Below are 21156 nucleotides of genomic sequence, written 5' to 3'. Positions count from 1 at the left end.
GGTGATGGTGCTATCTCTTTTTAATCAAGGTACTTAATGCGCCTTGTCCCAGTTGTTCCCAACCCCAGCTTCCACAAGTGAAGGCACGTCGACCTCTCTACTGGTTTGCATAGCCTCGGCGATTTTCTCTTGCGCGGCCTCTAGATCGGTTTCGGCGAGCTATTCAAGCTTGTTGATTGTCACGTCTTCTTTGACTTCAATATCGCGATCATAGAAGGCCATGCTTAGCATGGCTTTTTTCGTTTTAGGACTACGATACGGGCTTTAATGCGCCTCGTCCCAGTTGTCTCCAACGCCTGCTTCTACCAATAAAGGTACGTCGATTTTGCTGCTGTTTTGCATGATGTCGACGATTTTGGTTTGTGCGGCGTCTAGGTCTTTTTCGGCGATTTCGAAGATAAGTTCATCGTGTACTTGCATGATCATTTTCACGTCTAGGTCTGTGCTTTGTAGCCAGTCGTGCATCTTGATCATGGCGCGTTTGATGATGTCGGCGGCGGAGCCTTGCATTGGCGCGTTGATCGCGGTGCGTTCGGCGGCTTGTCGCATCATGGCGTTGCTGGCTTTGATGTCTGGCAAGTACAAGCGACGACCATAAATGGTTTCCACGTAGCCTTTTTCTTTCGCGCCTTCGCGGGTGTTTTCCATGTATTGCTGTACGCCTGGATAACGTTCGAAGTAGCGTTTAATGTATTTCGCGGCTTCTGGTCGGCTGATATCAAGCTGTTTCGCGAGGCCAAAAGCAGACATACCGTAGATCAAACCGAAGTTGATGGCTTTGGCGCGGCGGCGTTGTTCGGTTGTCACTTCGTCTAAGGCCACTTCAAATACTTCGGCGGCGGTGGCTTTATGCACGTCAGCGTCTTTGGTGAAGGCATCGAGCAAGCCTTTGTCTTGGGACAAGTGCGCCATGATACGAAGTTCCACTTGGGAGTAATCGGCCGCGAGCATTTTGTAGCCAGTTGGTGCGATAAAGGCTTGACGAATACGACGACCTTCGGCGGTACGAATCGGGATGTTCTGCAAGTTTGGATCAGTGGATGACAAGCGGCCTGTGGCAGTAATTGCCTGATGATAAGAGGTATGAATACGACCTGTTTTCTGGATCATTTCTGGTAGCTTATCTGTGTAAGTGGATTTCAACTTAGACAAACTACGGTGTTCCATGATCAAACGTGGCAACTCATAATCTTGCGCCAGTTCTTGTAAAATAGGCTCGGCGGTTGATGGCTGGCCTTTTGGCGTTTTCTTGATAACAGGCAGTTCGAGTTTTTCAAACAAGATGACTTGCAGTTGTTTTGGCGAGCTCAAGTTGAAGCTTTCACCGGCCACTTCGTGAGCTTTTATCTCTAGTTCTTGCAATTTCGCGGCAATTTCACTGCTTTGTGCGTGCAAAAGTTCTGGGTCAATCAAGGCGCCAGTTTGCTCCATGTTCGCCAAAACAGGAATAAGAGGGCATTCAATGTCTTTAAAAATGCTCACCAATTCTGGTGTTTTTTCGACTAGCGGCCAGATAGCTTGGTGAAGGCGCAAGGTAATGTCCGCGTCTTCGGCGGCGTAAAAGGCCGCTTGTTCAAGGTCGATTTCATTGAAAGTTTTCTGCTTCTTGCCTTTGCCTGCTAGCTCTTCAAAGCTGACACAGGTGTGACCGAGGAATTTCTTAGCCAGCGTGTCCATGTCATGATGAGAGCTCACGGAGTTGTACACGTAAGACTCCAGCATGGTGTCGTATTGGACGCCACGAAGTGTGATGTCGTAGTTATTCAGTACGTTAGCGTCGTATTTAAGGTGTTGGCCGACTTTCGCTTTGCTGTCGTCTTCCAACCAAGGTTTGAGCTGTTCTAACACCCAATCACGGTCAAGCTGCTCTGGTGCGCCTTCATAGTCGTGGGCAAAAGGCACATAAGCCGCAACGCCCGCTTCCACCGAGAAAGACACGCCAACCAGTTCTGCCGCCATGTAATTTAGGCTGGTGGTTTCTGTGTCGAATGCAGTTAATTCAGCGCTTTGGATTTTGTCTAACCAAGTATTGAACGCATCTTTGTCCAAGACGGTTTCGTAGTTCACTTCGATATTCGAAGCCACTGGTGCATCCACTTGACCATCATTGTTTACCGTATCACTGGCGGTTTCTACGCTTGGTGCTTTATCGAGATCGGATAGCCAAGTTTTGAATTCTAATTTGGTGAACCATTCACGCAAGACATCTTTGTTTGCTTCGCCATTTTTCAATTCAAGTGAATTAAAAGGCAACTCTACATCACATTTGATTGTCGCTAATAAATAGGACAGCTCGGCCATGTCTTTGTTGTCTTCCATTTTTTGCTTCATGGTTTTGGAACCACGGAAGCCCAAATCGGCAATTTCATCTAAGCGGGTGTAGATTTCTTTGATGCTGCCCAAACCTTGTAACAAGGCTAAAGCGGTTTTTTCGCCAACGCCCGGAACGCCCGGAATGTTGTCCACTTTGTCACCCATGAGCGCGAGGTAGTCGATAATCAATTCTGGCGGAATACCGAATTTGTCTTTTACGCCTTGAATGTCCATCACTGTGTTGTTCATGGTATTCACAAGGGTGACTTTCTCTGTGACCAATTGCGCCATGTCTTTATCGCCTGTGGAAACAATGACTTCGCGTCCAGATTCGCCCACTTGTTTGGCGATGGTGCCGATCACGTCGTCCGCTTCTACACCATCAATAATGACCAGCGGCAAGCCCATGGCTTCCACCATGCGATGAATCGGTTCGATTTGTGGGCGCAAGTCGTCAGGCATTGGCGGACGTTGTGCTTTGTATTCGCTGTAGATTTCGTCACGGAAGGTTTTACCCTTGGCATCAAAAATGATCACCATGGGTGAATCAGGGTAGGTTTTAATTAGGCTGCGGATCATACTGATCACACCGCGCGTGGCGTTAGTCGGGTGTCCATCACTGGTATGCATCGGTGGAATAGCGTGGAAAGCTCGGTACAAGTAAGACGAGCCGTCTACCAAGATCATAGGTGTGTTGTTTTGTGTTGATGAATCCGTAGCCAAAATGAAACCTCTTTATATGGATTGGCGATAATTATTGTCTATTCTAAGCGCTTGCGAGTATTTTTACAGTCTAAAAGGCAACTAATACGAATTGACCTTTTGTCGCTTATTGTGGAGCATAGAGGTTTTCTTATTCACGTCCTCTTTTGACTGTAAATAGAGTCTCTTGATCATAATTATAGGTAACACAACTTGGCTGTTTACACATCCCTTTCTGAATCCGACATGCGAGCCTTAGTGGCAGATTATTACTTAGGTGAGTTGGTTTCGTTCCAAGGCATCTCTGGTGGTGTAGAAAACACCAATTATTTTCTGAATACAACGACAGGAAAATACGTTGTAACTCTGTTTGAAGAATTTGATTTAGAGGAAGTACCTTACTTTTTGGACGTTGTCGCACATTTGAAACACAAAGGTTTTAATGTGCCAGCGGCCTTGATTGATATCCATGGTGAACGATTACGCGAAGTAAATGGTCGCCCTGCTATCATTGTAGATTGTTTTCCAGGTAGTGAGCTGAAAAATACAGATGTTACCTCTTGTCGTTTAATGGGCGAAGCATTGGCGAAATTACACATTGCTGGGGAAGACTTCCCAGAGCATCGTGATAGTCACCGTGGTGTTGCTTGGTGGCATAAAACCAGTAAAGCGATTGAATCTGAATTAGAACCTGAACAAGCACAATTGCTAACTTCGCAAATTGCGGAGTTTGATGCTTTTATTGTAAAACATGCTAATTTGCCGAAAACGACAATTCATGGTGATTTGTTCTACAACAATACCTTGTTTGAAGACGGGAAATTGTCAGCGATTATTGATTTTTATAACGCCTGTCATTCTTGGGTCATGTATGATTTGGCGATTGTTGTGAATGATTGGTGTACGGATACAGAGACGGGCGAATTGGATATGCTGAAATATCGCGCGTTATTAAAAGCTTATTTGCACGAACGGGAAGCGACTGACGAAGAAGTAATCGCTTGGCCTTATATGTTAAGGATTGCTGCGTTACGTTTCTGGTTGTCTCGTTTAGAAGCTTGGCATGGTGCAAAAAATGATCCAGTACGTTTAGCACAACAACATGATCCGCTTGAATTTCAGCGTATTTTAGAAGCTAGCATTCGTTATGCGCCCAGTTTAGTCGGGTAAAAGGTCGGGTGGGATAAAATGATTCGTTTTTGGTTGAGTTTATGTTTGTTTATTAGTGCCAACTTTTTTCTAGTTAATAAGGTGATGGCTCATCCTCATGTTTGGGTGGATTCTCAGTATCGGGTAACAGTAAATCAACCAAAAATCGATGAATTAGAAGGGACATGGAGCCTTGATCTTTTTACCTCGATCAGCTTGATCGCCGAGTATGATGTAGATTCTGACGGTGAGTTTACTGGCCAAGAAAAAGTAGAGATGATCGAGGTTCTAAAAAGCTTCGAGAATTATGGTTACTTCATTAAGATGAAGCAAGATGGTTCAGAAATAGTGCCAACAGGCGTGCGCATTCTTGATGTGCGTATTCGCGATCAAATGTTATGGGTTCGCTTTGCTATTGCTTTACCTGAGCCAGTTAATCTTGAAACTTCGACGCTGAGCTTGGCATTTGGCGATGACGAATTGTACTTCGCCATGGAGCCATTAGAAGAAGGCTTGGTACGTTTGTCGGGGGCTTTGTCTGAGGTATGTACACCCATTAAACGTGAAGGAGAAGAAATGTCCGTAGCGTCTTGGGTGGATTTGACCTGTAAGTCTTAAGGTTTTTTAAAACGTTTTTTTAGTATTTTTTTAAGCCCTTTTATTCAGTTGTAAGGTAAAGGAAGTCTCAGATGATAGAGCATTTTCAATGGTTACCCTTTTTGTTGGCGATTTCCGTTCTTACCATGAGTCCGGGCGTAGATACCATTCTAGTTATGCGAAATGCTGCGACAGGTGGATGGCGTTTGGGTTTTTTAACTAGCTTAGGTATTTGCATGGGATTGTTTGCTCATGCGACCTTGTCTGCTTTAGGTTTATCGGTGATCTTATTAGGTTCTGCGGGTTTGTTTACCGCGTTTAAATTTGCCGGTGCAGCGTACCTTGTGTATCTAGGTGTGCAAGCTTTGCGAAGTGCGATGAAGCCGGTGGGGATGACCTTCAGTGATAAAAAAATGTCTAAACCATTAACTGCTTGGGGTGGTTTTCGTCAGGGTATTTTGTCTAATGTACTGAATCCAAAACCGATTATTTTCTACATGGCCTTTTTACCGCAATTTATTGATCCTAGTTATTCTGCTTTGGGTCAATCTCTTTTTATGGCTTCCCTTCACTTTATTATAGCTATGGTGTGGCAAACGTTTCTTGCGCTTATGGTTCATAAAGCGCGAGTGTGGCTGGCGCGACCAAAAGTGGCGCAGGTCTTAGACGGCTTAACTGGCTTATTGCTGGTGGGCTTTGGTGTAAAACTCGCATTAAGTCAGCGCTGATCGTGTTGCTAAGTGCTTTTCAGGTAATTGCCTAAATGAGTTTATTGATCTCGACTTGGATTAAGTTTTTCTTTTTATTCGCGCCGTTTTTTGTGCTGTCGATGTTTCTTGCGCTAACGCGCGGAGAGTCTTCAGCATCAAGAAAGCAGGTAGCGAATAAAGCCATTATCGCTTCTACTGTGATTGCGATTGTTTTGTTATTTTTTGGTGGCAGCTTGTTTGCTGTACTAGGTATAACATTAGATTCTTTCAAAATCGGCTCGGGCGTTTTGCTGTTTTTATCGGCGTTAAGTTTGGTTCGAGATGGTACGCGCAATCATGCTGTTGGAATGCCGAGTGAAGAACGAGACGATGTGTCTGTTGTTCCTCTAGCAGTGCCAACAATTATTGGTCCTGCGACAATTGGTACGATTCTGGTTTACGGTGCCGAGTTACAAGGTTGGGATTTGATTCTAGGTTTGATGGGCTTGCTATTGGCGCTTGGAACCTTGGCATTAATTCTGTATTCCGGCTCTTTGATCGAAAAAATGTTGGGTCGTACTGGGTTGAATGTATTGTCTAAAATTACCGGTCTGATTTTGGCGGCTATGGCTGCACAAATTTTCATGAGTGGTGTAATGGGCTTTTTAAACCCAATCGCTGCTTAGTGTAAAATCTCACTCGATTAAATACGGCGTTTCTTGGCTTTGGCTTCTCCTTAGGATTGAGTTGTTATATCATAACAAAATTCAATTTATTATTAAGTGAGAGCCTTTTATGGCGAAGAACGCCGTTTTTTTATTTTTGTTTTTCTTCTTGTTTAATTCTCCTCTTTACGCTGCGGTAGACCTGTCGTTTTATCAAGACTTTATTCAATGGATTATGGGTCAGCAGGCAAATTTTCATCGTGAGTTGGTGACCTTGGTACGTGCGATTAGCAAAGAAGGCAGCGCCGCTTTACTGTGGGGGCTGATTACCACGAGTTTCTTTTATGGTGTGTTTCATGCCGCAGGCCCGGGTCACGGTAAAGCTGTAATTTCCGCTTATATGTTAGCCAGTAAAGCCCCGTTACGTCGTGGTATCAGTTTGGCCTTCTTATGTGCTGGCGCGCAGGGATTGATGGCTGTCTTGGTGATTCTTGTGTTGAGTCAGGTCTTTTCATTAGCCGGTAAAGCAATGCAGATTGGCCGATTTTTTGAGGTGGCGAGTTTTGCGGCGGTTGGTTTGATTGGCGTTTGGATTCTTGTACGACTATTACGTGGTAAATCTAGCTGTGGACATGATCATTCTCAAGATCATTTGCATGGTCATTCTTTAGAGCACGAGCACTTACACGATCATTCACACAGCGATAACCATACGCACGACCATTCACACGACGATGCTAATTCTTCACATGGGCATGCTTGCTGTGCCCATAAGGAAGCGCACGATGCGGAGGAAGCAAAAACCGCTCGTCGTAGTATATGGGCAATGACCCTTGCCGTTGGTATTAGGCCTTGTACTGGGGCAATTTTGGTTTTGTTATTTTCTTTGAGTACGGGCATTTTTCAATGGGGTTTGGCGGCGACGTTTGCTATGTCATTAGGCACAGCAATTACGGTGGCATCCTTGGCTGGTGTCAGTGTGTTTGTTCGTGATACCGGTTTTATATTGAGTCGAGAGCATCAAGTCTGGCGACAACGAGTGTCTCGCGGCTTCGGTTTTATTGCGGCACTTGCTTTGATCGTCATTAGTTCCTCTATGATTTTGAGCTACATCAGCAATGCTGGAAGGGCGTTTTAAATGAAAAAAATACTTCACATAACCACGACCATCATCATGGTGATCAGAGCGCTCATCATAACCATAATGATTGTATTGAGAGTGCCTTAGCAACCGCAGAAACCTTATGCCTAGAGCAAAGTCAACGTCTTACCAAGGTGCGTCGTCGAGCTTTAGAGTTGATTTGGGAAAGCCACCGACCACTTGGTGCTTATCAATTATTAGCGAAATTGGCAGAAGAAGGTTTTAACTCGGCGCCACCGACTGTATATCGTGCGTTGGATTTTTTATTAAGTGCCGGTTTGATTCACAAAGTGGAATCCATGAATGCTTATCTGGGCTGTGCTCATGCTGACAAAGAGCATAAGGGCTATTTTCTGATTTGTGATGATTGCCACAATGTTATGGAATTTGATTACCAAGACATTCACGCAGCATTGATTGAAAAAGCCGCTCAACAAGGGTTTGAACTTCGCGCCGAAACGATTGAGTTAACCGGATTATGTTCCGCTTGTAAAAGTCATCCAGCAGGAGCACATATATGAATAAAAAATTAGTCGCTTTTGAAAAAATCGGTATTTCATTTGATGGTCGAACCCTGTTAGACAGTATCGATATGAGCATCAGTGAAGGGGAAATTGTTACGCTGATTGGCCCAAATGGTAGCGGGAAAAGCACTTTAATTCGTACCTTGTTGGGTTTGCAAACAGCTACATCTGGTAAGGTTATTCGACATAAAACACTGCGTATTGGTTATATGCCGCAGAAGCTTCATATTGATCCTACTTTGCCTTTAACCGTAAAGCATTTTTTGGCCTTGGTTCGTGGTGTAGATAAACGTCAGATTTTGCCCACATTAGAAAAATTAGGTATCGCACACCTTATTCATTCCCAGGTACATGTGTTATCAGGTGGTGAGACTCAGCGAGTCTTGTTGGCCCGAGCTTTGTTAAACAAACCTAACCTGCTTGTATTGGATGAACCTGTACAAGGCGTGGATGTGAATGGTCAGGTTGAGCTTTATAACTTGATTGAGGGCATTCGTGATGAACTAGGTTGTGGCGTTTTAATGGTATCTCATGACTTGCATTTGGTGATGGCGAAAACCGACACTGTAGTGTGCATTAATCAGCATGTTTGTTGTTCAGGTAGTCCGCAGCACGTGACTGGTCATCCGGCTTATCAGGCACTATTTGGTGTTCCGGGTGCGGATGAATCTATTGCCATTTATGCCCATCAGCACGACCATGTTCATGGCGAACATGGCAGTATTTTATCTGGCGATGATGACGCTCACGTCAATTGTAACCATTAAGACTATTCCAGTTTGGAGTCAGTAGTACCATGTTAGATCTGTTGTTTAGAGCCTTGTTAGGCGGATTGGGTGTGGCGGCCGTTGCTGGGCCGTTAGGCGCATTTGTTGTTTGGCGTCGTATGGCGTATTTCGGAGATACCTTGGCGCATTCTGCCTTATTGGGGGTGGCGCTTGGTTTTTTGTTCGATATTAATTTGAATCTTGCGATTATCGTTTTGTGTGTTGGTTTGGCGTTGGTTCTGGTAACGCTACAGAAGAAACACATTATTGCGACGGATACCTTGTTGGGTATTTTAGCGCATTCTGCTTTGTCACTAGGGCTGGTTGCCGTGAGTTTTCTCGATAATATTCGTATCGACTTAATGGCGTATTTGTTTGGTGACCTACTTGCGATCAGTCAAACCGATGTCTATTGGATTTACGGTGGCGGGTTGGCAGTGATTAGCTTATTAATTATTTTTTGGAAACCTTTGTTGGCGATGACGGTCAATGAAGAGTTAGCAAAAGTAGAAGGCTATCCAGTGGAAGCGATTCGTTTATTGCTGATGTTGTTGGTGGCTCTGGTAATTGCTGTGGCGATGAAAATTGTCGGGGTGTTATTGATTACTTCCTTGATGATTATTCCTGCCGCAACGGCACGGAAACTGTCTAAAACACCGGTGCAAATGGCTTCTATTGCAAGTGTGATAGGCTGTTTATCAGTCTGTGGCGGTTTGTGGGCATCTTATCAATGGGATACGCCAACTGGGCCAAGTGTGGTCGTGTGCGCCGCATTCTTATTTTTAATAGCCTATACTTCCCCAATACAACGAAAAATGTAGCTCTTTGCATCGTTATGTTAGGTTACTGTAATAAAAGTTACGTGCTTTACGACTAATGTTAAGGAAGAATGGAACATCTGTTTAACATGTTATTTCAAAGATTATTAAGGGTAGGTTTATGTTTGGTTTTACAACGATTCGAGGTCGATTAACGGCCAGCTATTTGGTGCTGTTGATATTACTATTGGTCGTCGTGGGCCTTTCTGCAACTCGCTTTCAATCATTGTCTAGCAATATTCGAGGCATTGTCGACGAAAACGCAGCACTGGTTGAGCTGACTGGTGAACTGAACGTAAATGCTGAAAGCTTGGCGAGTCGCCTTTTATTATTGTTTGTATTAGAAGAGCGAGATCAGCGAGTCGCGATTTATAAAGAAATTGATGAGCGTAATCGCAACATGGATGCTAGTTTAGAAACCATGACAAATCTCGTTACCTCTGAGGAAAATAAGGCCGTAGTTGAAGCACTTAAAACCCAGCGAGGCATTTATCAGGCAGCGTTGCAATCTACTGTAGAGGCTTTGGAGTTTGGTGAGCTTAGTGACGCTAAGGCTCAAATGGCCGGAGCTACTCGCGATGAATTGCAAACTTTTCTCAATCAAACAGAAGCGCTTGCTGAAAGTGAGCGGAACATGATGCAAGTGCGCCAACAAGCAACCTTGTCTGAATCCGAGATTGCTATTTTAATGATCATCGGAGTTGGTGTTTTTGCTATTTTGATTGGCTCTGTGATGTCAGTACTGATCACTCGGAGTATCGTTAATCCACTGGGAAAGGTGGCATCTTTGCTCGATTGTGTCGCCAAAGGTGATCTATCCCACAGTATTGATATCCAATCAAAAGGTGAAATAGGCAAATTAGTAAGTAGTCTTAAAAGCATGCAGTCCAGCTTAGGCGGTGTTATTAGCCGAATCGATATGAGTGCTCAAACTGTTGTGGATTCAGTGGGAAATATCCGAATGAGCGTAATAGACGTTCAACAAGGATCTGGAAAACAAGAATCGATGGCAAGTGATATTCAAGGCTCGGTGGAAGAACTGTCTAGTGGCGCGAAAACCATGGCCGAGCATGTGAGCGTATCGCGTAACCAAGCGGAAGCGGCTCATGATTTAGCCAAGCAAGGTAAACAAATTATCAATACGGCAGCACAAGACATCACCTCTGTTGCAGCTTATATAGAAGAAACATCACACTCAGTTGCTAAGCTAAAAGAAAGTGCGACAACGGTATCCGAGTTTGTTAATGATATTCGTAATGTAGCTGACCAAACCAATTTGTTGGCATTGAACGCGTCTATTGAAGCGGCCCGTGCAGGTGAAGCTGGTCGTGGTTTTGCTGTTGTGGCGGATGAAGTGAGAAATTTAGCAAGTAACACAGCTAAGGTCACAGAGTCTATCGATCAGGTGATTACATCGATTGCGAACTTATCTGTGCAAATATCGGATGAGATGGAGCAAGGCCAAGAGCGTATGCGCAATGGCGTGAAACAAATAGAAAACGTAGTTGTGCCATTGAGTCAGTTAGAAAAAGACTCTGAAATATCCTTGAGAAGTCTGGATGAATTGTCTGCCTTGGCTCAAAGCCAAGCAGCAGAAGCCAATGAAATTGCATTACATATTATTCAGATTGTCGATGTAACTGTGAATAACAGCCAAACGTCTCTGCGTTTAACATCATTAACCGATGCCTTGTCTGGATCTGCAGAGCAAACGAAGCAGGCAACGTCTACTTTTACGTTACCAGTAACCTCTTAGCTTTTTAACGAAATGTGTCTCGTCCTAAAAAAGCCTTTCCACTGAGAAAGGTTTTTTTGGGGGAAGTCGAGTCATTAGAGCTTTTGTTAGTTAGAAAAGTATTTCTAGTAGAAGTAAAGCGATTGATTAGCGATTTCTTCTTAATAAATGATCTAGAGAGAATGACCCTGCGCCTTTGTACATGAGTAACAAAGCGATTGCTAACCAAGTAGCATGAGTTGGATAAGCTTCTGGATAAACAAAAAGTTGAATCACCAATGTCATGCCAGCGATACCAAAACCAGCGAGACGAGTAAATAATCCACCTAAAATAAGAATTGGCAGAATGTGTTCTGCTAGTGTTGCAAGTACAGCCGCAATCATGGGGGGAATCAGTGGCAAGTTGTATTCGTATTCAAATAAGAAGCCAGTGGATTCGGCCAATCTTGGTAAACCGAGCTCCATTTTCATTGCGATAATATCTAGAGAAAATCCATCGATTTTGGTTTGTCCTGACTTCCAAAATACAGCCGCAATGGCGAAACGGGCCACAAACAAGACTAAAGATTCTGGAAGCTTTTTAAATACCGCCTCACTTTTATTATTGATAATAGACAGCATAAATAATCTCCTGATTTTCGTTAATTCGTTTGGTTGCTATAAGTTACTTTACAATGGAATGTTGTATTTCAGAGTGGTTTTTTTGTTTGAACTTGTGTCACATTCGTTAATATTTTCCACTCAATCAATTTTGCTAAAGTCTCACCCAAGTTGAATGAGTCTGACTCAGGTACAGCGTTTCCAAGTGTCTTTTCTTGCATTAGATTTTTGATAAAAACAGCCTCTTCTTTATTAATCACATGGAGTTGTGCGTAGAGATGGGACTTAACAAGCAGCAAATATTCACTTTTATTGATCTCGACTTGGTTAAGTCGTTGATGACCATCACTGAAATGAGCTTGGTATAAAGAACCAATAGCAAAAGGAGAAACAAGAATCTGTGTGGTTGGCGGTACACAAAGCGATAAGGTGCTGGGATCTTCTACAGAGGTAAACACATCAGAAACGGTTTCTTGATCAAGCATGTCGTATTCTTCGCTGTGCGTGAGCGTTAGCATGGCATGTTCAAGGGCCGCAAGGTCGGCTAAGTAAGGTAGACTTTCTGCTGGTTCAAAATTACGAATGAAATCTGAAAAATTTTGACCATATTCACGAATAATCGGAGAATTTGGTGGGTTGTTTAATAAATAGATTCGAGCCATAGCATGAAAGAACTCATCACCGACAATGGCTTCAGTAACGGGAAATATATCGCATAAAGCCTCAATTAGAGACACTGTGACATTGTTTCGGTAAACATTCAGACGCACTTCTTGTTCTTCCATTGAAGAGGCTTTTATTTCGTCATAAAAGCGAGTGTCTTCCGTGAGTAGTGCCGCTTTAAATTGCGTGTTCACGGAGAAACTCCTGTTTGTTAACTTCTCGAATGCTGTCAGCAAGATGCGCTTCTGCTAATAACTCACCAATTGGTGGTAGGTTGCCATCTCGCTCAATCAGTGTCGGACAATCACCCGTTAATGAAAGTGTATGTTTATACAAAGCCCAAACATTATGTGAAACCGCTTCGTCATGGCTGTCTATTTTTAATGGCACAACCGCATTACTGTCTGTGGTGTGTCCGGCCAAATGTATTTGCCCAACAGCGGTGACAGGAAAGTTATTCAAATACTGGTAAGGGTCATGACCATGGTTAAAACAAGAGACTTCAACATTATTTACGTCTAATAATAAACCGCAGCCAGTGCGTTTTACCATTTCTGTGAGGAAGTCGGTTTCGCTCATTTCACTGCGATTAAACTCGAAATAGGTTGATGGATTTTCAATGAGTACTTGGCGTTTTACGTGAGATTGAATGTGATCAATGTGCTCACAAACACGGCGCAAAGTAGCTTCATCATAAGCAACCGGTAGCAAATCATTTAGGAAGGTGTTGTCGTGGGACGACCAAGCCAAATGCTCAGAGAATATCTGAGGTTGAACTTCATTAACCAGTTGTGAAACACGTTCTAGGTGTTGTTGATTAATGGGGTGTTCACCGCCAATGGATAATCCGACACCATGAACGGTAATAGGATAGTGCTGGCGAATTAGGTCTAAATAATGGCGTGCTGGCCCACCTTTACTCAAATAGTTTTCTGCGTGGATTTCAAAGAAACCTATCTCAGGAAAAGAGGACAAAATAAGCTGGTAGTAAGCAGGTTTTAGGCTAATACCAGAATGGGATAAAAAACGACTCGCAAAGCTCGAAGGTAAAGGGGAACCCTCGGCTTGCGGGTGTTTTTGTTCGCTAGGAACACAAGACATAATATAAAGAGTCTGTTGTCTTAGAACGCTTTCAATTGGCCGTGGCCAGTTGAGGAAGTTTTTGATTCCAAATCAACACAAGTGCCAGCAGGGACTAGTTTCCAAGCGTTGCTTTGGAAATCCGTTTTAGAGGTGCCTGCACAAGAAGTGCCTGGGCCAGCTGCGCAATCATTTTGGCCCGCTAAAGAAACACCGTAGCATTTTTCTTTGCTTGCTGCTTGAGCTGGAACAGATACAGCGGAAATCGCCACTGCTGTACCAAGTGCTAGTGCTAATGCTGCTTTTGTATTTTTCATAATGAAGATCCTGTTTAAGTTACTTTTGTTTATTCGGTGTGGCATAGATGCCTAGTTCTGATTCTAAAAAACCGTAGTTTTTGTTTACCTATTTTTGACGCAAGATAGGTCGAGTTTCTTACAAAAATAAATAATTATTTTTCTGAATCAGTTTTTTTATTCACATAAAGCTTTGATATATCTCGTAATTCTTCCATTTGAAGGCCGAATTGACGACAAGGTGCACACATAGTTGTATGTATTCCAAGCGAGATTTTTTCTTTAGTCTGAAGCTGTCTATCGAGCTTTTCTGACATCAACTGGGTCGCTTGTTTGCAATTCATCATGTTAACGCTTCCTTCTGGTACCAGTTATCTTCTAGACACTCTCGTAACCGAAGTCGAGCACGATACAAGGTAACATTAAGATTACTGACGGTCAGCTCTTCGTTGTGGCAAATCTCAGTGGTGTCCATTTCTAAGAATTCTCGCATCATAAAGAGCCTAGCGTATTTATCGGGTAATCCATTTAAACAAGCATCAAAGACTCTCCAAAAATGTTCGTTTTCAACCCCATGTTCCGGCTGATCCCATTTCTGTGGTCGTTCGTGTTTGTTCCAATGGCCATTTTCTTTAAACAGTGTATCCAGAAGCTCGTCACCATTAAGGGTAGAGCCATCTTCTAATTGGCTTGCTGCTGTATGGCGTTTTTCTTTACGTAGAAGATCGATGACTTTATTTTTTAAAATCGAGAAAACCCACGTTTTAAAGGCTGACTTTCGGCCAAAGCGATCGATGTTCTTGTAGGCTGAAATCATGGCTTCTTGAACCGCATCTTCCGCGAGTTGACTGTCTCTGACCTGTAATTGCGCAAATTTAATCATTTGGCTACGTAGGTCTTCCATAAAAACAACGTCGTGAAAGATATCAGTGCTAGGTGAACCATTCATATCAGAGGAAAGGTTTGCATCAATCATTTGAGCCTCAGCATTTCGCTTCTAGTGTTTAGACGAAGAAGAGTGAAATATTCTTACACTTTTCATTAAGTATTTTTTTACGGGTTTAATATCAGTCTGTTTTTTTACTAAGAAGTTCACTCTCAGCTAGGTATTCATCTTTTAATTTGACGTAATTTAATCCAGCATATTGGAAATATTCGATTTCTTTTTCACTGAGTGGGCGAGCTTGCTTTACTGGAGAACCCATATATAAAAAGCCAGATTCAAGACGTTTCCCTTGTGGTACCAATGAGCCTGCACCAATGATAACTTCATCCTCGACAACGGCTCCATCAAGAATGGTTGTGCCCATGCCGATTAAAATCTTGCTACCTATAGTGCAGCCATGAAGCATTGCCATGTGGCCAACGGTAACATCGTCACCAATGGTTAACGGATGACCATCTGGCTTATAGGCACTGGCATGGGTAATGTGTAGGCAGGAGTTATCTTGAATACTTGTGCGAGCACCAATTCGAATACGATGCATATCGCCACGAATGGCAACTAAAGGCCAAACAGAACTGTCTTCGCCAATGACGACATCGCCGATCACAACAGCGCTATCATCAACCCAAACTCGGTCGCCTATTTGAGGTGTGTTACCTCGGAAAGATTTCATGACCATAAATCCTCTCTTACGAGACATCTTGCGTTATAAATGAAGGAACTATTAGTACAATAGTTATTTGTGCATTGAAAAAAGCCAAAGATCACATATCTTATTAAGCATAGCGTCATTAATACATAGTCATTAGGTTACGTTTGTTCAGGTTTTGTTACTCTATTGAAACGTACTAGCGCCACTTTGGCTTTTATTATAAGTACAATTAATCAGTGCTTGATAATAAGAGCCAAACGCTCAACTTTTATAAAAGGATATCATGATATGTCACAGTCTGTATGGGACGCGACAAGCTTACCGGATTTTACGGGTGTTGATGTTTCTAGCATCGAAACAGATTTAGAAGCTCTACTTAAACGCAACCAAGCAGCAATTGATGCTTGCGTGAGCGAGAACACCAACCCAACGTGGGAAAGTTTGGTTTTACCGCTTGATCAACTGGATGATGACCTGAACAATTTTTGGTCGCCAATTGGTCATTTGAACTCGGTTAAAAACACACCTGAGATTCGTGCTGCCTACAATGCGTGTTTGCCAAAATTGACTCAGTTTTATACGGATCTAGGCCAAAATAAAGCCTTATACCAAGCTTATAAAACATTAGCTGAAAGTGACACCGCAAAAAATCTGACTCAAGCGCAAAAAGAATCTTTAACGCAAACTATCCGTGATTTTGAATTGTCAGGCGTTGGCCTTGAAGGTGATGCAAAGAAACGTTATGGCGAAATCAGCCAGCGTTTATCTGAATTGAGCAGTCAATTCGGTGAAAATGTATTGGATGCAACCCAATCGTGGAGCAAGTTGATCACCGATGAAAGCGAATTAGCTGGCTTACCAGAATCGGCGCTTGCGCAAGCGAAGCAAATGGCTGAAGCAAAAGAAAAAGATGGCTGGCTATTTACTTTAGATTTCCCGTCTTACATGCCTGTTATGAGTTATGCGGATAATGCTGAACTACGAGAAGAAATGTATCGTGCCTTTGCCACACGCGCATCAGATCAAGGTGGTGATATCAAATTTAATAACGCTCCATTAATTGATGAAATCTTATCTTTACGTCATGAAATGGCGCATATCTTAGGATTTGAAAACTTCGCGGAATTGTCTGTTGCCACCAAAATGGCAGACAACGGACAGCAGGTTATCGACTTTCTCGAAAACCTAGCAGAAAAATCAAAAAGCTCCGCAAAACAAGATCTTGCGCAACTTATCGAGTTTGCAAAAGAAGAGAGCGGTGTGGAAACACTGAACGCTTGGGACATGACCTATTACGCAGAAAAATTACGCCAACATAAGTACAGCATTTCACAAGAAGAGCTTCGCCCTTACTTTCCAATGAACAAGGTTTTGTCTGGATTGTTTCACGTGGCACAAACATTATTTGGCGTAGATATTCGTGAAGAAAAAGAATTTGATAGTTATAACAATGAGTTAAAGCTTTTTACTATCAGTAAGGATGGCGAAGACGTTTCGCGTTTCTACCTAGATCCTTATGCACGTGAAGCAAAACGTGGTGGCGCCTGGATGGATTCTTGTCGTACGCGTCGTCGTTTGAGTGATGACCGTTTGCAGCTTCCTATCGCGTATTTGGTGTGTAACTTCACACCACCGATTGGCGATAAGCCAGCTTTGCTGACACACGATGAAGTCACAACTTTATTCCATGAGTTTGGTCACGGTTTGCATCACATGCTGACCCAAGTTGATGTTGCGTCTGTATCAGGTATTAATGGCGTAGCGTGGGATGCTGTTGAACTGCCAAGTCAGTTCATGGAAAACTGGTGCTACGAACCAGAAGCCTTGGCCTACATTGCCGGTCATTATGAAACCAATGAGCCATTACCGAAAGATTTATTAGATAAAATGCTGGCTGCAAAAAACTTCCAGTCAGGCATGCAAATGACTCGTCAATTAGAGTTCTCTCTATTCGACTTCCGTTTGCACATGGAATATCAACTAGACATTTCTGTTCAATCTGTTATTGAAGATGTTCGCAACAAGGTTGCTGTTATTACACCACCGTCGTTTAACCGTTTCCAAAATAGCTTTTCGCATATTTTTGCTGGTGGTTATGCTGCAGGTTATTACAGCTACAAATGGGCTGAAGTCTTGTCTGCCGATGCCTTTTCAAAATTTGAAGAAGATGGCATTTTCAATTCAGATACGGGCGCGCACTTCCGTGATACCATATTGGCCAACGGTGGTTCTCGTCCTGCAGCTGAGTTGTTTGCTGAATTCCGTGGTCGTGAACCAAGCACTGATGCGCTCTTAAGACACAGCGGTATTGCTGCTTAAACATTAATCGATTTGAAAATTGATGTCACAATAAAGCAGTGTCTTGTCTCATGACTTCTAAGTAGATGGTTGAGATGAACACTGCTTTTTTATGTGCTTTTTAAAGGTAGTAAGGTTATGACAGTAAAACGCTTTATCGCCGGTGCCGTGTGCCCGCGTTGTAGTGAAATGGATAAAATCCGTGCATGGCGTGATGATGAGGTTGAAAAGCAATATCGTGAATGTATTTCCTGTGGCTACACTGATGAGCAATCTACGGTAATACAGGCTCAGCCTACTGAGATTCCAACGCGTGTGAATACACCACACAGCAGTGCTCCAGAAGCAGAAGAAGTGGTGATTAACTTTATTCCAAATCCAGGAATGACAAAGCACTGATTACAGAGTTTTGTGACTTCCTATATGGTGAAGGTTTAACAGGACAATGACGTTTATTTGTCGTTATCTGCGTAGCCACTGCCTATTGCACTGAATGGCATATCAAGTCCTAGTTCAGGTACTTGTAAACCGACCCAAGTTGGGAAGGTGTTGCTGTTTGGCCCAGGGAAAATAGTGTATTCATTTGCCCAAGGGTAACGTGCAACCACTGCGGTAATTTTTGGAATCAAAGCTTCGGCTTTCTCACCGGTTATCGATAATATTTTCTCCGGCTTAGAGCCAAACCAATAGCGGTCTGGCGTGCTTGTTTTGTATTCATATAAAGCAGGTAAGCCACGCTTTACACGCCAGCCAGTTACTTCATATACCGTATATTCAGACGCCCCTTTTTCTTTTGTTGCGACCCACGAGTGGACGGCAAACCAACCACGCCAACTAAAAGCGTCGGCTGCATAGAACTCAATAACGGCTTCAGAGACTTCTTTTGGATTTGGAGCGATGCCTGCTGGTTCACGGCTTGCAGTTCGCCAGTCATCGTTAGAACAAGCATTTAATAACAATGCAGTAACTAGAATTCCCAAGTACTTTTTCATTTGCTTGTCCTAAATAAAATGTTCATATCAATTATTAATACCATAATTGCTGATTAAAAAAGGGGCAGAATTTAGGAAGGTGTGTATATTCTATACGAGTCGTCTATTTATTTCGGCTTAATCCAAAAAGGTGCGAACTGTCATGAATTGATCTTGATTGGCGCATTATTCTAAATAGCTCATTTTTATATCTTCATTTATTCGCTCGGAATTGTCCAATTCTAATAATCTTAGGTGAGTCATTTTTATGGCATGAAACCTGCTTTTCATAATTTACAAAAAAGAAACATTAATTTCATGAATCGAGGCAATTACTTATGAGTCAAGTTCCTAATGCTGAAAACGATTCTCTTGCTCCTATTGGAGAAGAGCAAAAGACCTGGAAATGGTTTGAGATCTTTAATATTTGGGCTAATGATATTCAGAGTTTGTTTGGCTACACATTAGTGGCTTCTTTGTTTATTGCTTATGGTGTAACAGGCTGGACGGCGTTTGCAGGTTTGATCGCGGCGGGTCTGTTAGTGATGTTTTTAGTTAATATTTCAGGTAAAGCTGGCGTAGATTATGGCATCCCTTATCCTGTATTAGCTCGTGCCAGCATGGGCACACAAGGCGCAAAGTTACCCGCTATGCTACGAGCAATTGTTGCAGTGTTTTGGTTTGGTGTTCAGACGTATTTCGCTTCAACAGCGCTTAATCTTTTGATCGTAACCATTACAGGTGCTACGGGCGGAGAGAGTTATTTAGGCATGACTATTATTGGCTGGTGCTCATTCTTAATTGTTTGGGCTCTACAAATGGTTCTTTTCTCACGCGGTATGGATTGGGTTGGAAAGTTCTTAAATCTAGCAGGCCCATTTGTTTATGCTGTCATGATTGGGTTGTTGATTGTGCTTTGGAATAAAGCGGATGGTCAGTTATTAAGTGCAGCGAACAGTATTTTTCGTCACGAAGACGCAACCTTTAGTTCTGAGCTAAAAGGTTTTATCGCTATTGTCGGTACTATGGTAGCTTATTTTTCTGCTGTAATGATCAACTTTAGTGACTTCTCTCGTTATGTTAAAGACCACAAATCTATGACTTTTGGTAACTTATTAGGTTTGCCTTTGAACATGATTATCTTTTCTGCTCTTGCCTTACTTATTACCGCTGGTGCTGCTGTTGTGTATGGAGAACAATTGACAAATCCAACTGCTATCGTTGAAAAAGCAGACAGCGCTTTATTAAGCGTTATTGCTGCGGTCACTTTTTTTGCTGCAACGGTAGGTATTAATTTGGTGGCGAACTTTATTCCAGCCGTGAATGGTATCGTCAACTTAGCTCCAAAAAGCATGACTTTCCAAAAAGCCGGATTTATTACATCGGGTTTTGCTTTGATCATAGGTGCTTTATGGACTAGCTTCATTAGCCAAGTAGGTATTGGTGCGTTTGTGAATACTTTAGGAGCGACGCTTGCACCTCTTTACGGCATCATGATTGTCGATTACTACATTATTCGTAAGCAAAAACTACAGTTATCTGATCTGTATGATGAGAGTGAAAAAAGTGCGTATTTCTATTCTAAAGGTTGGAATAATGTTGCTGTAATTGCATTCATCATTGGTGCTGTTTTTTCTGTATCGACAGTGTGGGTAGACGCTTTAGCAGTATTATCAGGTTATGCATGGCTACTTGGAGCTTTACTTGGTGCCATTGTTTACCGTGCTTTAAGCAAATAAATTTGGTAGTTTAAATAAAAACGCCACATCACTTATGGAGTGATGTGGCGTTTTACATTTTTTCATTCAATGAAAAATTTATTTCATTTCAGTAATGAATTTTTCTTTTGATGCTCGAACTTTTTTTAGATCTTTCAGCCAATCACCTTCTTCTGCGCGGTAGCCTAGAGGCAACAAGATAACAGAGCGTAACCCACGTTCTGTCAGACCAAGAATTTCATCTACTTTTGCAGGATCAAAACCTTCCATTGGCGTACTGTCTACGCCTTCTTCTGCCGCTGCAATTAGGGCTGTTCCAAGGCCAATATAAGCTTGACGTGCTGCGTGTTGAAAGTTTACTTCCGCATCACGTGGAGGATAAGCGCCTAAGATCATTTGGCGGTAGTTTTCCCAACCTTCATTTTTGAATCCACGTTCGTCATTCACAAGGTCAAACATTTCGTTGATACGATCTTCTGTATAGTTGTCCCATGCAGCAAAAACTAAAAGGTGTGAGCCGTCTGTAATTTGAGCCTGATTCCAAGCGTGAGGAACGATTTTTTCGCGCAATTCTTTATTAGTTACTACAATCACTTCGTATGGTTGTAGGCCACTAGAGGTTGCGGTCAAGCGAGTAGCTTCCAAGATACGGTCTACTTTTTCTTGTTCAACCGCTTTGCTTGGATCCATTTTTTTCGTTGCATAGCGCCAGTTTAATTTGTCTATCAAATTCGACATTTCGAGTTTCCTTAAAAGAGTTTTGTATGACTCTTATATGGTTTATTTGAACGATAATTCAAGGGGGGCGAATCAATTACTCTATTATGACAAT

Annotated in this window: 22 protein-coding genes; 12 read left to right on the top strand and 10 right to left on the bottom strand. The window is 42.6% G+C overall.

What is annotated here, in order from left to right; translation table 11 throughout:
- Positions 1-264 precede the first annotated feature (264 nt).
- Positions 265-3000: a DNA polymerase I gene (gene polA / locus AC0L3Y_RS04815; RefSeq protein WP_473470588.1), complete on the bottom strand. Its 2736-nt coding sequence runs from the start codon at positions 2998-3000 to the stop codon at positions 265-267.
- Positions 3001-3228: 228 nt separating this feature from the next.
- Here polA and AC0L3Y_RS04810 point away from each other — a divergent pair, with 228 nt between their 5' ends.
- From AC0L3Y_RS04810 to AC0L3Y_RS04770, 9 genes are all read left to right on the top strand, one after another.
- Positions 3229-4185: a homoserine kinase gene (locus tag AC0L3Y_RS04810; RefSeq protein WP_473469434.1), complete on the top strand. Its 957-nt coding sequence runs from the start codon at positions 3229-3231 to the stop codon at positions 4183-4185.
- 18 nt (positions 4186-4203) lie between these two features.
- Positions 4204-4782 carry a DUF1007 family protein gene (locus AC0L3Y_RS04805; RefSeq protein WP_473469432.1) on the top strand — a complete coding sequence of 193 codons (579 nt, stop codon included), beginning with the start codon at positions 4204-4206 and terminating at the stop codon, positions 4780-4782.
- Between the two features lie 71 nt (positions 4783-4853).
- A complete protein-coding gene (locus tag AC0L3Y_RS04800) occupies positions 4854-5489 on the top strand; it encodes a LysE family translocator (RefSeq protein ID WP_473469430.1) in 636 nt (211 codons plus the stop codon).
- Positions 5490-5524: 35 nt separating this feature from the next.
- Positions 5525-6136 carry a MarC family protein gene (locus tag AC0L3Y_RS04795; protein ID WP_473469428.1) on the top strand — a complete coding sequence of 204 codons (612 nt, stop codon included), beginning with the start codon at positions 5525-5527 and terminating at the stop codon, positions 6134-6136.
- Positions 6137-6245: 109 nt separating this feature from the next.
- Positions 6246-7253 carry a nickel/cobalt transporter gene (locus AC0L3Y_RS04790; protein WP_473469426.1) on the top strand — a complete coding sequence of 336 codons (1008 nt, stop codon included), beginning with the start codon at positions 6246-6248 and terminating at the stop codon, positions 7251-7253.
- A 74-nt stretch (positions 7254-7327) separates the two neighbouring features.
- Positions 7328-7777 (top strand): Fur family transcriptional regulator, encoded by a 450-nt coding sequence (locus AC0L3Y_RS04785; RefSeq protein WP_473470587.1) that lies wholly within the window; start codon positions 7328-7330, stop codon positions 7775-7777.
- Positions 7774-8547: a zinc ABC transporter ATP-binding protein ZnuC gene (gene znuC, locus AC0L3Y_RS04780; RefSeq protein WP_473469424.1), complete on the top strand. Its 774-nt coding sequence runs from the start codon at positions 7774-7776 to the stop codon at positions 8545-8547. Before AC0L3Y_RS04785 ends, znuC begins: the two co-directional genes overlap by 4 nt.
- A 29-nt stretch (positions 8548-8576) precedes the next feature.
- Positions 8577-9368 (top strand): zinc ABC transporter permease subunit ZnuB, encoded by a 792-nt coding sequence (gene znuB / locus AC0L3Y_RS04775; protein ID WP_473469422.1) that lies wholly within the window; start codon positions 8577-8579, stop codon positions 9366-9368.
- Between the two features lie 118 nt (positions 9369-9486).
- The gene (locus AC0L3Y_RS04770) at positions 9487-11121 is read left to right on the top strand and encodes a methyl-accepting chemotaxis protein (protein WP_473469420.1); all 1635 of its coding nucleotides are present in this window, start codon (positions 9487-9489) and stop codon (positions 11119-11121) included.
- Positions 11122-11247: 126 nt separating this feature from the next.
- Here AC0L3Y_RS04770 and AC0L3Y_RS04765 read toward each other — a convergent pair whose 3' ends face one another.
- The 7 genes from AC0L3Y_RS04765 to AC0L3Y_RS04735 all read right to left on the bottom strand — a co-directional run bounded on the left by AC0L3Y_RS04765 (position 11248) and on the right by AC0L3Y_RS04735 (position 15364).
- Positions 11248-11721, bottom strand: coding sequence for a DoxX family protein (locus AC0L3Y_RS04765; protein ID WP_036158097.1), 474 nt, complete (start codon positions 11719-11721; stop codon positions 11248-11250).
- A gap of 68 nt (positions 11722-11789) precedes the next feature.
- Complete coding sequence (locus tag AC0L3Y_RS04760; protein WP_473469417.1) at positions 11790-12557, bottom strand: HvfC/BufC family peptide modification chaperone; 768 nt, start codon at positions 12555-12557, stop codon at positions 11790-11792.
- On the bottom strand, positions 12541-13464 hold the full coding sequence (bufB, locus tag AC0L3Y_RS04755) for an MNIO family bufferin maturase (protein WP_473469415.1): 924 nt from the start codon (positions 13462-13464) through the stop codon (positions 12541-12543). Before bufB ends, AC0L3Y_RS04760 begins: the two co-directional genes overlap by 17 nt.
- A gap of 20 nt (positions 13465-13484) precedes the next feature.
- Positions 13485-13760: a BufA1 family periplasmic bufferin-type metallophore gene (locus AC0L3Y_RS04750; RefSeq protein ID WP_473469413.1), complete on the bottom strand. Its 276-nt coding sequence runs from the start codon at positions 13758-13760 to the stop codon at positions 13485-13487.
- Between the two features lie 134 nt (positions 13761-13894).
- Positions 13895-14086, bottom strand: coding sequence for a zf-HC2 domain-containing protein (locus tag AC0L3Y_RS04745; RefSeq protein ID WP_473469411.1), 192 nt, complete (start codon positions 14084-14086; stop codon positions 13895-13897).
- Entirely contained in the window at positions 14083-14715 is a 633-nt protein-coding gene (locus AC0L3Y_RS04740; protein WP_473469409.1) for an RNA polymerase factor sigma-70, read from the bottom strand. Before AC0L3Y_RS04740 ends, AC0L3Y_RS04745 begins: the two co-directional genes overlap by 4 nt.
- 91 nt (positions 14716-14806) lie before the next feature.
- A complete protein-coding gene (locus tag AC0L3Y_RS04735; protein ID WP_473469407.1) occupies positions 14807-15364 on the bottom strand; it encodes a gamma carbonic anhydrase family protein in 558 nt (185 codons plus the stop codon).
- Positions 15365-15625: 261 nt separating this feature from the next.
- Here AC0L3Y_RS04735 and prlC point away from each other — a divergent pair, with 261 nt between their 5' ends.
- Together prlC and AC0L3Y_RS04725 are read left to right on the top strand one after the other, a co-directional pair.
- Entirely contained in the window at positions 15626-17656 is a 2031-nt protein-coding gene (prlC, locus tag AC0L3Y_RS04730; protein ID WP_473469405.1) for an oligopeptidase A, read from the top strand.
- 117 nt (positions 17657-17773) lie between these two features.
- Positions 17774-18034: a YheV family putative zinc ribbon protein gene (locus AC0L3Y_RS04725; RefSeq protein ID WP_473469403.1), complete on the top strand. Its 261-nt coding sequence runs from the start codon at positions 17774-17776 to the stop codon at positions 18032-18034.
- Between the two features lie 53 nt (positions 18035-18087).
- Here the strand turns inward: AC0L3Y_RS04725 and AC0L3Y_RS04720 are convergent, their stop codons facing one another.
- Positions 18088-18627: a DUF3750 domain-containing protein gene (locus tag AC0L3Y_RS04720; protein WP_473469401.1), complete on the bottom strand. Its 540-nt coding sequence runs from the start codon at positions 18625-18627 to the stop codon at positions 18088-18090.
- A gap of 317 nt (positions 18628-18944) precedes the next feature.
- Here AC0L3Y_RS04720 and AC0L3Y_RS04715 point away from each other — a divergent pair, with 317 nt between their 5' ends.
- Entirely contained in the window at positions 18945-20345 is a 1401-nt protein-coding gene (locus AC0L3Y_RS04715; protein ID WP_473469399.1) for an NCS1 family nucleobase:cation symporter-1, read from the top strand.
- Positions 20346-20423: 78 nt separating this feature from the next.
- Here AC0L3Y_RS04715 and AC0L3Y_RS04710 read toward each other — a convergent pair whose 3' ends face one another.
- Positions 20424-21062: an NAD(P)H-dependent oxidoreductase gene (locus AC0L3Y_RS04710; protein ID WP_473469397.1), complete on the bottom strand. Its 639-nt coding sequence runs from the start codon at positions 21060-21062 to the stop codon at positions 20424-20426.
- Positions 21063-21156 lie beyond the last annotated feature (94 nt).

The sequence above is a fragment of the Marinomonas sp. GJ51-14 genome, assembly GCF_055808695.1.
Note: the sequence above shows the minus strand (reverse complement) of the source record. Positions and strands in the feature narration are given on the sequence as shown.